Raw genomic sequence first — 13,877 nt, 5'->3', positions numbered from 1 at the left:
GCCCAGCACGCTAGCGGCGCCGGGGCCGGCCGTCCGCACGCCACCCGGAGGAGGGTGCACCTGCGTCTGCCGGAGCGGGCCGGCGCCCCTAGGGTCGGTCCGTGGTCACGCGCGCCGGAGTCGTCGTCACCGGGACCGAGGTCCTCACCGGCCGGGTGGCCGACCGGAACGGCCCCTGGCTGGCCGAGCAGTTGCGGCGCCTCGGTGCCGACGTCGGCCACGTCGTCGTCGTGGGCGACCGGCCCGAGGACCTGGTGGCCGCGCTGTCCTTCCTCTCCGGCACCGGCGTCGACCTGCTGATCACCACCGGCGGGCTGGGGCCCACCGCCGACGACCTCACCGCCCAGGTGGTGGGTGGGTTCCAGGGCCGCGACCTGGCGGTGGATCCCGCCCTCGAGCAGCGGATCGGCCGGATCGTGGAGCGGCTGATGGCCCGCCGCGGCTGGCGGGCCGACCCGGCGTCGACCGCGGCGGGGGTGCGCAAGCAGGCCCTGGTGCCCGACGGGGCCACCGTGCTGGAACCGGTCGGCACCGCCCCCGGCCTCGTCGTCCCGCCCGCGGCCGGCCGGACCGGGCCCCCGGTGCTCGTGCTGCCCGGCCCGCCGGGCGAGCTGCGGGGCATGTGGCCGGCGGCCGTCGCGGCGGCGCCGACCCGGGCCGCGCTGGCGGGAGCCGCGGAGCTGCGCCAGGAGACCCTGCGGCTGTGGGGGACGCTCGAGGCCCAGCTGGCGGCCACCCTGCGCGAGCTCGAGCCGGAGCTCGGCGGCCTGGAGATCACCACGTGCCTCCGGGAGGGCGAGCTGGAGATCGTGACCCGGTTCGCGGCAGCGGCCCAGCCGGCGTACGACCGGTTCGCGGCGCTCCTGGCCGAGCGGTACGCGGCCACGCTCTTCTCCACCGGCCCCACCCTCGACGACCTGGTCGCCACCGCGCTCGCCGGGCAGGGGCTGACGATCGCCGCCGGGGAGTCGTGCACCGGCGGGCTGCTGGTCGCCCGGCTCACCGAGCGGCCCGGCTCCTCCGCCGCGGTGCTGGGCGGGGTGACCGCCTACGCCGACGAGGCCAAGGAAGCGCTCGTCGGGGTGCCCGGCGAGCTGCTCGCGGAGCACGGTGCGGTCAGCCCGCAGGTGGCCCGCGCGCTGGCAGACGGCGTCCGCGCCCGCTTCGGCGCCGACATCGGGGTGGGCATCACCGGAATCGCCGGTCCCGGCGGTGGCACGGAGGCCAAGCCCGTGGGCACGGTGCACCTCTGCGTCGTCGGGCCGGACCGAGCCGAGGAGCGCTCGCTCGCCGTCCCGGGCAGCCGGACGGCGGTGCGGGAACGGTCCGTCACGATGGCGATGCACCTGCTCCGCGCGCTGCTGCTGGGCGGCCCCGCGGCCTGAGGGCGCAGGTGTCCGCCCCGTCCGGCGTGGGCACCTCCCGGCGGTGACGACGCTGACCCTGCACGCGACCGGGACCGCAGCGCCGGCGGAGGTCTGGGAGCGCTACGCCGTCCCCGCCCGGTGGCCGGGGTGGTCGCCGCAGATCATCGGTGTGGAGCTGCCGGTCGACCGGCTGGCTCCCGGCGTCACCGGTCGCGTGCGCGGCCCGCTGGGGCTGGCGGTGCCCTTCACCGTCGAGCAGGTCGACGAGGCCGCCCGCCGGTGGTCGTGGCGCGTGGCGGTGGGCCCGCTGGGCGTGCGGCTGCTGCACTGGGTGGCCGAGGGTCCCGACGGCGGGGCGACCACCGGGCTGCGGCTGACCGGGCCGGCGCCGCTCGTCCTGGCCTACGCCCCCGCCGCCCGCCTGGCCCTGGCGCGCCTGGTCCGCGGCTGAGCGCTCGCCTGGTCCGCGGATCGGCGGCCCGGGCCGGGGGTGCGCCTGGATTACCGTGCCGTCATGCCCGCCACCCACGACGTCACCAACCAGGTCCCGCCGCTGGTCGGGCACGACCCGATCGCCGGGGACGCCGCGCTCGCCGACGCGTGCCGCCGGCACGCCGACGAGGCCACCCTGGCGTCGCTCGCCGGGCTCGGCCGGCTCGCCGGCAGCGAGCAGGCGCAGGAGTGGGGCCGGCTGGCGAACGAGAACCCGCCGCGGCTGCGCACCCACGACCGCTACGGCCACCGCGTGGACGAGGTGGAGTTCCACCCCGCCTGGCACGAGCTCGTGCGGACGGCGTTCGAGCACGGCCTGGCGGGCGCGCCGTGGGCGGACCCCGCTCCGCACGCGCACGTCCGCCGCGCCGTCGGGTACCTGGGGTGGACCCAGGTCGAGATGGGCCACGGCTGCCCGACGACGATGACCTACGCGGTGGTGCCCGCCCTGCGCCGGGCGCCCGAGCCGGCCGCGCGGTACGAGCCCGGGCTGACCGCGCGGGCCTACGAGTTCGGCCTCGCCGACCCGGCCGCGAAGCGGGGGCTCGTGGCCGGCATGGGGATGACCGAGAAGCAGGGCGGCTCCGACGTCCGCGCGAACACCACCCGCGCCGTCCCGCAGCCCGACGGCACCTACCGGCTCACCGGGCACAAGTGGTTCACCAGCGCGCCGATGAGCGACCTCTTCCTGGTCCTGGCCCAGCTCGAGGAGGGCGTCTCCTGCTTCCTCGTACCGCGGGTGCTGCCCGACGGCAGCCGCAACGTCTTCCGGCTGCAGCGGCTCAAGGACAAGCTCGGCGACCGCTCCAACGCCTCCAGCGAGGTGGAGTTCGACGGCACGACCGGGTGGCTGGTCGGCGAGCCCGGGCGGGGCGTTCCCGCGATCATCGAGATGGTCAACATGACCCGTGTCGACTGCGTGCTCGGGTCGGCCGCCACGGTGCGGGCGGCGCTCACGCAGGCCGGCCACCACGCCCGGCACCGCCGCGCGTTCGGTGCGCTGCTGGCCGACCAGCCGCTCATGCAGAACGTGCTGGCCGACCTCGCCGTGGAGAGCGAGGCCGCGACGGCGCTGGCGGTCCGGCTGGCCGCGGCGGTGGACGACGGCGAGGCCGCCTTCCTCCGCCTCGCGGGGGCGGCCGCGAAGTACTGGGTGTGCAAGCGCGCTCCCGGGGTGGTCGCGGAGGCGATGGAGGTGCTCGGCGGCAACGGCTACGTCGAGGAGTCCGGCCTGCCGCGGCTGTACCGGCAGGCGCCGCTGAATTCCATCTGGGAGGGCTCGGGCAACGTCATCGCCCTCGACGTGCTCCGGGCGCTGGGCCGCAGCTCCGAGTCGCTGGCCGCCGTCACCGCCGAGCTGGAGCTGGCCCGGGGCGCCGACCGCAGGTTCGACGACGCGGTGAAGCGGCTGCATGCCGAGCTCGGCGACCCGGAGGGGTTGCCGTTCCGCGCCCGCCGCATCGCCGGATCGCTGGCGCTCTGCCTGCAGGGCTCGCTGCTCCTGCGCCACGCGCCGACGGCGGTCGCGGAGGCCTTCTGCGCCTCCCGCCTGGGCGGAGAGGCCGGGACCGTGCTGGGCACGCTGCCCGCCGGCACCGGCGTGGCGGAGATCGTCCGGCGGTCCGAGGTCGCCGCCCCCTGAAGGAACCGTCGCGAACTACTACTCTCGGGGACGGCTCAGGTGCTGCCCGTCGTCTTCGCGAGCGGCCCGTGCCCCCGGCGTCCGCGCGAGCGCGCTGGACGACCAACTGGACGAGAGCGGGCAGCGTGCAACCAGGTGACGACCGGTCCCCGGGGGGCCGGCCCGACCCGTTGAGCGGCGTTCCCGACGCGGTCTACCGCCTGGACGGGCAGGGGCGCTTCAACTACCTCAACCAGGCCGCCGAGCGGCTGCTCGGGCACCGGGCCGACGAGCTGCTCGGCCGGGACGCCCGCGACGCCTTCCCCGCCCTGCGCGGCTCGCTCGCCGAGGAGCGGTACCGCGAGCTGCTCGCCGACGGTCGGCCGCGGGAGTTCCAGTTCTTCTACGAGCCCGGATCGCGCTGGTACGAGGTGCGGATGTTCCCCGACTCCGCCGGGGCGGCGGTGCTCTTCCGCGACATCGACGTGCGCCGGCGCACCGACCAGGAGCGCGACGACCAGATCCGCGGGCTCACCGCGGTGCTGGAGGCGCTGCCCTCGCCCACCGTGCTGGTCGGGCCCGACGGCAGGATTCTCTCCACCAACCGGGCGTGGGTGCGCAGCAGCGAGGAGCTGCTCCCCGAGACCTCCTGGCCGGGCCGCGAGGGCGAGGACTACCTGACGGTCATGACGCGTGGCCTGGCGCCGCAGGAGCACGCCGGGCTCGCCGAGGGGCTGCGGGGGCTGCTGGCCGACACGTCGAGCTCCGACGGCCGCACGTTCGCCTTCGACTACTCGTGCCGGACGCGGCAGGGCACCTGCTGGTTTCACCTCCAGGCGACCCGGGTCGACCGCGAGGGGCGCGTCGTCGTCACGCACAACGACGTCACCGACCAGGTGCGGGCCCGGCAGGACCTGCTGTGGAGGGCGCAGCACGACGACCTGACCGGCCTGCCCAACCGCGCGCGGCTGATCGAACTCACCGGTGAGGCGCTGACCGCCGACCACGGGGGAGGTGTCGCGCTGCTCGTCGTCGACCTCGACGCCTTCAAGACCGTCAACGACTCGCTGGGCCACCAGGTCGGTGACGAGCTGCTGCGCCTGGTCGCCGGCCGGCTCTCCGAGCAGATCCGCCCGGGCGACACCGTGGCCCGCCTCGGGGCCGACCAGTTCGTGGTCCTCGCGCACGGCTGCGACAGCGCCGAGGCCGCGGCCCTGGCGTTCCGGCTGCAGTCCGCGTTCGGCCGCCCCTTCGCCGCCGGCGAGATCACCGTGCCGCTCAGCGCCAGCATCGGCGTGGCGGTGGCGCGACCCGAGGTCCGCGACGCCCACCACCTGCTCAGCGACGCCGACGCGGCCATGTTCGCCGCGAAGAGCTCCGGCCGGGACCGGGTGCACCTGTTCTCCCCGGCGCTGCGCGAGGCGGCCCGGTGGCGGCTCGAGGTGGCCACCCGCCTGCGCGGCGACGCGATCGACCAGCTGGTGGTGCACTACCAGCCGGTCGTGCGCCTGGACACCGGCGAGATCGAGGGCGTGGAGGCGCTGGTGCGCTGGCAGCACCCCGAGCGCGGGCTGCTCTCGCCGGACACCTTCCTCTCCGTGGCGGAGGAGACCGGGCAGATCATCCCGATCACCCGCTGGCTGCTCCGCGAGACCACCCGGAAAGCGGCGGAGTGGGCCGCCGAGGGCCTCGCCCTGCGGATGTCGGTGAACGTCAGCGCCCGGCACTTCTCCACCGAGACCCTGGTGCGCGACGTGCGCCTGGCCCTGCAGGACTCCGGGCTCCCGCCCGACCAGCTGGTGCTCGAGCTGACCGAGACCAGCGTGGCGGAGGACCCGACCCGGGCCGAGGACCAGCTGTCGGTGCTGCGCGGATTCGGCGTCCGCGTCGCGATCGACGACTTCGGCACCGGGTGGTCGTCCCTGGCGCAGCTGTTCGCGCTGCCCATCGGGACGCTGAAGATCGACCGCTCGCTGCTCGCCGCCGCCGAGCGGGTCGCGGCCGGTGACACCGGCGCGGTGCTGGCGGCGATCGTCGGGCTCACCCGGACGCTGGGCATCCGATCGGTGGCCGAGGGGATCGAGACCCCCGACCACCTGCGGATGGTGCGGGAGGCCGGGTGCGACCTGGCGCAGGGCTGGCTGCTGGGGCACCCCATGCCCGCCGAGCGGCTGCCTGCGTGGATGCGTGAGGTGAAGGAGGCCGGCGGGGACCTCTGCGCGCTGGCCATCGCCGGGCGCGCCGTCCCCGTGCGCGGGTGAACCTCCGCCGTCCCGGCCGCCGTGCCACCGCGCCCGCCGGACCGCCCCGGGCCGCGGGACCCGGCGCGCTGCCGCCCGCGGGGACGCGCGCCGTCGCGCCCGGGCAGACTGTGCCCGTGCTGGACACCACCGAGGCCGCGCCCGAGCCCACCGAGCAGCCGGTCGGCCCCGCCGACGACGGCCGGTCGCGTCCTGCTCTGGATCTGCTCATCTGGGACGCCCCGAACATCGACATGACCCTGTCGACGGTGATCGGCGCCCGACCGACTGCGGCCTCCCGGCCGCGCTTCGACGCCATCGCGGCGTGGTTCGTCGAGGGCGCCGGCGGGGTGGGCGGGGACGGCGCCGCCGACGCACCCGACGTCGAGGCCTGCGTCTTCGCGAACATCCCGCCGCAGCCGGGCTCGCTGCAGCGCTGGGTCGAGGCGCTCCGCGGCTTCGGGTACTCGGTGTTCGCCCGGCCGAAGAGCCAGCCGGACGACGACATCGACCAGGACATGCTCGACCACATCGCCGTCCGCGGGCACAGCCACCGGCTGCGGCGGCTCGTGGTCTTCTCCGGTGACGGGCGCAACTTCGCCGAGCCGCTGGAGGACCTGGCCCGGCAGGGCACCGAGGTCGTCGTCGTCGCCTTCAGCGAGGTGGCCGGCTACGCGATCGGCTCGGACCTCCTGGAGTTCATCGACATCGAGGACGTCCCGGGAGCCTTCGTCGAGCCCCTCGACCGGGTCCGCCTGGACGCTCTCCCGCCGGACGGCGCCTGGCTGCGGCCGACCCGCAGCCTGCGCGACTTCGTGGCTGCGTTCACCGCCCGCCGCGGCGGCTGACCCCGCCGCTGAGCTGCGCGGATCGCGCCGGGTCACCCGCACGGGTGGTCCGCGTGCGAACCGTTCAGGAAACCGGGCGGGGTGCCGATCGCAGAACCGTGCCGCTCTCGATGTCCCAGCGCCTGGTGGCCGTGCTGCGCCGGGGCGACGTGCTGCCCTCCCCGGCGCCCGTCGCCGCGGAGGGCCGGCCGTCACGCGGCCGGGCCGCCGCCGAACTGGCCGGCGAGGTCCCGGGGCTCGCCGAGGAGCGGATCGAGCGGGCCCGGACCGCCGGGCTCCTCGTCGGCTGGGTCGCGGTCGTCACCGTGCCCCTGTGGTCGGTGGTCGACCTGGCGACCGAGAGCAGCAACGCCGCCACCTTCCTGGCCGTCCGGCTGCTCTGCGAGATCCCGATGCTGCTCGCCCTCGTCGCGCTGGGCCGGCTGCCGCTGGGTCGCCGCCGGCCCGAGCTGCTCACGTTCCTGGTCCTCGCGGTCGTCCAGGCGGAGGTGGCCTGGATGGTGACGCGCTCGGAGGACCCGCGCTACCACCTGCTCGGGTTCACCCTCGCCATCTACGGCAGCGGCTGCGTCATGGTCGCCCGGCCGCGCTGGACGGTCGCGCTCGTCGCCGTCTCCTGGGCCGCCCTCGGGCTGGCCTCCGTCACCGCGGAGGACGGGCTCCCGCCCGGCGACCTGCTCGCGGTGACCGTCTACCTCGCCACCGCGTCGGTGATCGCGGTCCTCGCCCACCTGCGGCGCTACGCGCTGGACACCCGCGAGCTGCACACCCGGGTCCGGCTGGAGCGCGAGCAGCAGCGGACCGGCGTGCTGCTGGCCCAGCTGGAGCGGCTCAGCCACGAAGACCCGCTCACCGGGCTGGCCAACCGCCGCCGGTGGGACGCCGAGCTGGCCGAGCTGTGCACCCGGGCCCGGCAGCGGGGGAACGTGCTCAGCGTGGTGCTGGTCGACCTCGACCACTTCAAGGACGTCAACGACCGGTACGGGCACGGCGGCGGGGACGACGCCCTGCGTGCGGTCGCCGGGCTGCTGTCGGCCCGCGTGCGCGGCGGGGACCTGGTCGCCCGCCTCGGCGGTGACGAGCTCGCCGTGCTCATGCCGGGCGCCGACGAGGAGCGGGCCACCGCGGTGGCCGAGCACCTCCGGCGCGAGGCGCGGCTGCTCCGGCCCCCGGATTCGGGGCCGCCCAGCTGAGCCTCTCCCTGGGCGTGGCGACGGCGACCGGTGCCGATGCCTACCCCCTCGAGCTGATGTCCCGGGCCGACGAGCAGCTCTACCGTGCCAAGACCACCCGCAACGCCGTCGGCGCCGGCGCCCTGCCGCCCGGGGAGCCGGAGCCCCAGCCGGCCGGATGAGCGGGACCGGTCCACCCCGGCGCGTCGGCTACGCCTGCCGCCGGACGCCCGCCGCCGGCGGATACCGTTCCCGGGGCGGTCGCGCGGTGACGCCGACCGGGCGACGGATGATCGAAAGAGGACCATGAGCAGCGTTCCCGGCGTGGACCACCCGGCGGAGCAGACCGAGGTGGAGGTGCGGCTCTCCGGCACCGACGTCGCGGTCAGCGCCCGGGTGGAGGTCGTCCACGAGGGCGTCGTCTCCGTCCGCCCGTCCGCGAGCGAGTTCGTCGAGGGCTCGGTCGTGAAGCCGGGCGACGCCGTCGAGGTCTACTGGCGCAGCGACGCCGGCCACCGCTTGCTGCCGGCGGAGATCCTCGACGTGCAGGGGGGCGCGGTCGCGCGCTGGCGGCTCACCGCGACGGGGCCGGCCGAGCACAGCCAGCGCCGGGCGGCGGTGCGGGGCCGCGTCGTCGTCCCCGTGGAGGGGGGCCTGGGCGCCGTCGAGCTCAAGGGCGAGACCCTGGACGTCAGCGAGGCCGGTATGCGCGTCCACTTCGAGGGGTTCGGCATGCTGCCCGACGTCGGGACGACGATGGCGCTGACCGTCCGCTTCGAGGACGGCCCCCTGACCTGCCGGGGCGAGATCACCCGCGTCCAGGCGCGCGGCGCCCGCTGGATCATGAGCATCCGCTTCCTCGACGTCCAGGAGCGCGACCAGGACCGGGTGCGGCGCCGGGTGTTCCGGGCGCTGCGCGAGGAGCGCGCGCGGCTGACGGAGTGACCGGGCCGCGAACCGGCGGGTAGCCGGGCGCGTCGCGGGGCAGAGGAGCGGGCGTGATCCCGTCGCCGCCCCGCCTGACCGAGGCCCTCTCGGCGCTCCGCGACCAGGTCGCCGCCGTCCCGCTGGCGCTGACGACGACGGGCCGCGACGACGCCGTCCGCACCGCCCGCGGCGTCACCGACCAGATCGACGACTACCTGCTGCCCCGGCTGCGCGACCTGGACGCCCCCCTGCTCACCGTCGTCGGCGGCTCCACCGGGGCCGGCAAGTCCACGCTGGTCAACAGCCTGGTCGGCGCCCCGGTCACCACGGCCGGCGTGCTGCGTCCCACCACCCGCGCCCCCGTGCTGGTGTGCGCCCGCGCGGACGCCGGCAGCTTCTCCGGCGACCGCGTGCTGCCCGGGCTGGCGCGGGTCACCGGCGGGGACGGCGGACCCGGGACGCTGCAGCTGGTGGTCCGGGACGACGTGCCCGCGGGCCTGGCCGTGCTCGACGCCCCCGACGTCGACTCGGTGGTGACCGCGAACCGCGACCTCGCCGGCCAGCTGCTGGCCGCCGCGGACCTCTGGGTGTTCGTCACGACCGCCGCCCGCTACGCCGATGCGGTGCCGTGGGACCTGCTGCGCACGGCGGAGCAGCGGGGGACGGCGCTGGCGGTCGTGCTGGACCGGGTGCCGCCGGAGGCCACCGCCGAGATCTCCGCCGATCTCGCGGCCATGCTGCGGGCCGCCGGTCTCTCCTCGGCCCGCCTGTTCGTCGTCGAGGAGCGCCCCCTCGAGGGCGGCCGGCTGCCCGAGGACCAGGTGGCGCCGCTGCGGGGCTGGCTGCACGGGCTGGCCGCGGACCAGGAGCAGCGGGCGGCCGTCGTCCGGCAGACCCTCGCCGGGGCGCTGGACAGCCTGCAGGAGCGGACCACCGCGGTCGCCGCGGCGGTGGAGGAGCAGCGGGCCGCGGCCGGCGCGCTGCGGGAGGCGGCCGCGGCGTCGTACGACGCGGCGCGGGACGGGGTCGACCAGGGGGTGCGCAGCGGCAGCCTGCTGCGCGGTGAGGTGCTGGCCCGCTGGCAGGAGTTCGTGGGCACGGGGGAGTGGATGCGCAGCCTGCAGACCCGGGTGGGCCGGGCGCGCGACCGCGTCGCGGCGGCGCTGACCGGGCGCCCGGCGCCGGCCGAGAGCCTGCAGGGCGCGCTGGAGAGCAGCGTCGAGCAGCTGCTGCGCGCCGAGGCCGACCGCGCCGCCGAGCGGACCGTCACCGCCTGGCGTGCGCTGCCGGCCGGGCCGGGGCTGCTCGGCGACCGGGAACGGGAGCTCGCCGCCGCCTCCCCCGACTTCTCCGAGGCCGCCGCGGTGCAGGTGCGCGACTGGCAGGGCACGGTGCTGGACCTGGTGCGCAGCGAGGGCGCCGACAAACGCTCGCGGGCGCGGCTGCTGTCCTGGGGCGTGAGCGGGACGGGCGCGGTGGTCATGGTGGCGGTGTTCGCCCAGACCGGTGGGCTGCTCGGCGGGGAGGTCGCGGTGGCGGGCGGTACCACCGCGGTCGGCCAGCGGGTGCTGGAAGCCGTGTTCGGTGACGCAGCGGTGCGCTCGCTGGCCGAGCGGGCCCGGGCCGACCTGGGCGCGCGGTCGGAGGCGCTGCTGCGGTACGAGCAGGACCGCTTCGACGCGCTCGTGGACGCCGTGGCCCCGCAGCCGCGGGCGGCCGAGGAGCTGCGGGCGGCGGCCGCCGCGCTCGTCGAGGCGCGCGGCGCATGAGGCGTTCGGACGGCGCGCTGGCCGACCGGCTGGCCGCGCTGCGGGGGGCGGTCGAGGTGGCCGACGGGCGGCTGTCGGCCCCGGAGGTGGGCCGCGCCCGGGCGGTGCTGGCCAAGGCCGGTGCGCGTGAGGCGCTGGGCGACGCCACCGTCGTCGCGCTGGCCGGCGCCACGGGGAGCGGCAAGTCCACGCTGTTCAACGCCCTGTCGGGGAGCGAGGTGAGCACCCCGGGCGTGCGCCGCCCCACGACCGGCGTCGCGCACGCCACGGTCTGGGGAGCGGCCGACGACGGCAGCGACCGGCTGCTGGACTGGCTGCAGGTGCCGCGGCGCCACCGCCGGGAGCCCGAGCCGGCGCTCGACGGGCTGGTGCTGCTCGACCTGCCCGACCACGACAGCGTCCGGCTGGAGCACCGGCTGGAGGTCGACCGGCTGGTGGAGCTGGTCGACGTCCTGGTCTGGGTGCTGGACCCGCAGAAGTACGCCGACGCCGCCGTGCACGAGCGGTACCTGGCCCCCCTGGCCGGCCACGCGGGGGTGCTGCTCGTGGTGCTCAACCAGGTCGACCGCCTGGACGAGGCCGCCGCCCGCGCCTGCCTGGCCGACCTGCGGGGCCTGCTCGACCGGGAGGGGCTGGACGCGACGCCGCTGCTGGCGGTGTCCGGACGCACGGGGGACGGGCTGGCCGAGCTGCGCGGTGAGCTGGCCCGGCGGGTGCGCGCCCGCCGGGCGGCGGGCGAGCGCCTGCTCGCCGATGTCCGGGGCAGCGCCGCGGAGCTGGCGGCGCACTGCCCGGAGACCGCGGCCGGGCGCTCGCGGCGCTGGGGGCGGGGGGTCGGCGAGGACCCGGCCCGTGAGCCGGCCGACGACCTCACCGACGCCCTGGCCGCCGCGGCCGGCGTCCCCACCGTGGTCACCGCGGTCGAGCGCTCGACGCGGCGGGAGGGCACCGGGCGCACCGGCTGGCCGCTGGTCCGGTGGACGCGCCGGCTGCGCGCGGACCCGGTCGAGCGGCTGCACCTGGGGGACGAGCGCGCCCGCACGTCCCTCCCGCCCGCGGGCGCGGTGGAGCGGGCCCGCATGGCGACCGCCGTCCGGGAGGCCCGCGACGCCGTCGGGGAGGGGCTGGCGCCGGCGTGGCGGGACGAGCTCCGGCGCACGGCGGAGGTGTCCGAGGAGCGGCTCGCCGACGCGCTGGACCGGGCGGTGGGCGGTGCGGACCTCGGGCCCGACCGGGTGCCGCTCTGGCAGCGGGCGGCCGCCGGACTGCAGTGGCTGCTCCTGGCGACCGCGCTGGTCGGCGCCCTGTGGCTGCTGGCGCTGGTCGCGCTGGGCTTCCTCCAGCTCGACGACGTCGTGCCGCTGCCCCGGGTCGAGGGGATCCCGCTGCCCACGCTGCTGCTGGTCGGCGGGCTGCTCGCCGGTCTGCTGCTCGCGCTGGTGAGCCGCCCGCTCGTGGCGCTGCGCGCGCGTCGGCGGGGACGGGCGGCCGGGCGCCGGCTGCGGGCAGCGGTGCGGGAGGTGGCCGAGGAGGAGCTGCTCGCCCCCATGACCGAGGTACGGGCCGACGCCGACCGCTTCTGCGCGGCGGTGTTCCGGGCCCGGTGATCGGTGGATGGGCATCGTTCAGCGGCGCTGCGGGTCGGGTGGGGCTTCCTCGTCGAGCCAGGGTGGATCGGGTTCGGGGTCGTGGCACCAGCCGGGTGGTCGGGTGGTGCGGGAGACGCCTGAGGGGGTGCGGACGGTCAGGCGTCCGTCGGGGTGCAGGGTGAACGACCAGCCGCGGGCGAAGGTCTTGATGCGGTGGTGCCGGCGGCACAGGCAGCAGAGGTTCCAGCAGTCGGTGGGGCCGCCGTCGGCGTGGGCGATGGCGTGGTCGATGTCGCAGCGGCCGGGGCGTCGTCGGCAGCCGGGCATCCGGCAGTGCCGGTCACGCACGTGCAGGAAGCGGCGTTGGCCCGCGGTGGGTTCGTAGGCGGTCGTGGGTGCCGGTGGTCCCAGGCCCGGTCCGGGCCCGGTGTCGAGCCGGTCGTCGACTGGGGTGCCGCCGCTGGCCGAAGCGGTCGCGGCCTTGGCTGCGCGGCTGCGGCTGCGGGTGCGGGATCGGCGGCGGTGCCCGGCGGCGCGGCGGAGCTGGCTGCGGGTGGCGACGGTGATCAGCCGGCCGTCGATCGGGTTGCCGATGGCCACCTGCACGCATCCGCCGGGCGGTGCGGCGCGGATGCCCAGCAGGTCGAGTTCGGCGAGGATCTCCCGGCACTGGGCGGCGGTGACGATCTCACCGGCGACCTCGGCGGCCGGCTGGGTGCCGCCTTGGCTGTCGGGGTCGTGCAGCGCGGGCAGCGGGGCGTGGATGGTGAGCTGGGCGGTGACCGCCGGCCGGGTCTGGTCCCAGGGGCGCAGGATCAGGTCGGCGGCGACGGCGGCCCGGATGACGCCGATGGGACGGGCGTCGCCGTCGGCGCGCAGCAGCTGGGCGTACTGGTCGATGGCGTCGGCGCACGCCGCAGCGACGTGGAGGGGCAGGTCGGCGACGAGCTGGCTCATGCCCTCGCCGGTGGGGCGGGTGGTGACGTCGGCCCGTTTGGCTGCCTCTTTGCGGCGTTTGTCCAGGGCGTCGGCGTCCAGGCGGGCCAGGGCCCGGCGCACCCGGGCCCGCAGCTGGGGGACGGTGAGCCGCCCGGCGTGGGGCAGGACGCGGCGTTCCACCTCGGCGATGACCTCGGGCTTGGCGGTGGACAGCAGGTCGACCAGGGCGCGCATCTTCCGCACGTCGATGCGGCCGGCGTACAGGGCGTCCCAGGTGCCGGTGAGCAGGGTGGTGAGCAGGATCGATTCGATGGCCAGGGTTTCGGCCTCGACCTCCGAGCAGCCGCGGATCAGCGCGAGTTCGGACACGAACGTTTCGCTGACCTGAGCCAGGACCTCGGATCGGCGGAGCCGGCTGTCCAGCCCGGGGCCACCCAGCGGGCCGAAGTCGCGGTCGCGTTCGATGGAGCGGCGGCGGGCGAGGGCGGCGATGGCCTCGGCGCGCTGGGCGGCGTGCCGGGCTTCGCGGGCGTCGGCGGCCCAGATGTCGGCGACCAGCTCGAGGTCGCTCAGCCCGGGGGCGTCGGTGTCGGGCACCCAGGGGATCGGGACGCCGTCCTCTGGCGCGCGGGGTGGTTCGCCGATGAACACACCTGCACCGTAGAACCGGCCACCGACAGTTTCTGCAGGTCAGTCGTAGGGGTTGGTGAGGACGGTGCGGGCCTGCAGGACTGCGAAGGTGACCGGGGGGCCCTCGGTGGTGGTGGTGCCGGGGACGTCGGCTGCGGCGCCGCCGTCGACGGTGAAGGTGGCGCCCCAGGTGACGGTGAGGGAGGCGGTGTAGGTGCCCGACCGGTAGCTGTGCTCGATGCTGTGGTCGGGATAGGGGGCGCCGGGGTCGGTGGTGGTGATC

The 13,877-nt window shown here is 76.8% G+C and carries 11 protein-coding genes and 1 pseudogene; 10 read left to right on the top strand and 2 right to left on the bottom strand.

Going from position 1 to position 13,877, the window contains the following annotated elements; translation table 11 throughout:
• Positions 1–101 precede the first annotated feature (101 nt).
• The 10 genes from QOZ88_RS20430 to QOZ88_RS20385 all read left to right on the top strand — a co-directional run bounded on the left by QOZ88_RS20430 (position 102) and on the right by QOZ88_RS20385 (position 12,043).
• The gene (locus QOZ88_RS20430; protein ID WP_306001542.1) at positions 102–1,385 is read left to right on the top strand and encodes a competence/damage-inducible protein A; all 1,284 of its coding nucleotides are present in this window, start codon (positions 102–104) and stop codon (positions 1,383–1,385) included.
• 43 nt (positions 1,386–1,428) lie between these two features.
• Complete coding sequence (locus QOZ88_RS20425; protein ID WP_306001541.1) at positions 1,429–1,818, top strand: SRPBCC family protein; 390 nt, start codon at positions 1,429–1,431, stop codon at positions 1,816–1,818.
• Positions 1,819–1,881: 63 nt separating this feature from the next.
• Positions 1,882–3,501 carry an acyl-CoA dehydrogenase family protein gene (locus QOZ88_RS20420; protein WP_306001540.1) on the top strand — a complete coding sequence of 540 codons (1,620 nt, stop codon included), beginning with the start codon at positions 1,882–1,884 and terminating at the stop codon, positions 3,499–3,501.
• Between the two features lie 170 nt (positions 3,502–3,671).
• Positions 3,672–5,741 carry a putative bifunctional diguanylate cyclase/phosphodiesterase gene (locus tag QOZ88_RS20415; protein WP_306001539.1) on the top strand — a complete coding sequence of 690 codons (2,070 nt, stop codon included), beginning with the start codon at positions 3,672–3,674 and terminating at the stop codon, positions 5,739–5,741.
• Between the two features lie 116 nt (positions 5,742–5,857).
• Positions 5,858–6,568 (top strand): NYN domain-containing protein, encoded by a 711-nt coding sequence (locus QOZ88_RS20410; RefSeq protein ID WP_306001538.1) that lies wholly within the window; start codon positions 5,858–5,860, stop codon positions 6,566–6,568.
• A gap of 110 nt (positions 6,569–6,678) precedes the next feature.
• Entirely contained in the window at positions 6,679–7,761 is a 1,083-nt protein-coding gene (locus QOZ88_RS20405) for a GGDEF domain-containing protein (RefSeq protein WP_306001537.1), read from the top strand.
• A gap of 14 nt (positions 7,762–7,775) precedes the next feature.
• Positions 7,776–7,922: a hypothetical protein gene (locus tag QOZ88_RS20400; RefSeq protein ID WP_306001536.1), complete on the top strand. Its 147-nt coding sequence runs from the start codon at positions 7,776–7,778 to the stop codon at positions 7,920–7,922.
• A gap of 124 nt (positions 7,923–8,046) precedes the next feature.
• Positions 8,047–8,685 carry a PilZ domain-containing protein gene (locus tag QOZ88_RS20395; RefSeq protein ID WP_306001535.1) on the top strand — a complete coding sequence of 213 codons (639 nt, stop codon included), beginning with the start codon at positions 8,047–8,049 and terminating at the stop codon, positions 8,683–8,685.
• A gap of 53 nt (positions 8,686–8,738) precedes the next feature.
• Complete coding sequence (locus tag QOZ88_RS20390) at positions 8,739–10,436, top strand: ABC transporter (RefSeq protein WP_306001534.1); 1,698 nt, start codon at positions 8,739–8,741, stop codon at positions 10,434–10,436.
• Positions 10,433–12,043, top strand: coding sequence for a GTPase (locus QOZ88_RS20385; protein WP_306001533.1), 1,611 nt, complete (start codon positions 10,433–10,435; stop codon positions 12,041–12,043). The genes QOZ88_RS20390 and QOZ88_RS20385 overlap by 4 nt, the downstream gene beginning before the upstream one ends.
• 18 nt (positions 12,044–12,061) lie before the next feature.
• Here the strand turns inward: QOZ88_RS20385 and QOZ88_RS20380 are convergent, their stop codons facing one another.
• On the bottom strand, positions 12,062–13,615 hold the full coding sequence (locus tag QOZ88_RS20380) for an HNH endonuclease signature motif containing protein (protein ID WP_306001532.1): 1,554 nt from the start codon (positions 13,613–13,615) through the stop codon (positions 12,062–12,064).
• Positions 13,616–13,654: 39 nt separating this feature from the next.
• Positions 13,655–13,877, bottom strand: a pseudogene (locus QOZ88_RS20375) (hypothetical protein); the annotation flags it as partial.

It is taken from the genome of Blastococcus carthaginiensis (genome assembly GCF_030731085.1).
GTDB lineage: Bacteria > Actinomycetota > Actinomycetes > Mycobacteriales > Geodermatophilaceae > Blastococcus > Blastococcus carthaginiensis.
This window is presented reverse-complemented; position numbering and strand designations above follow the sequence as displayed.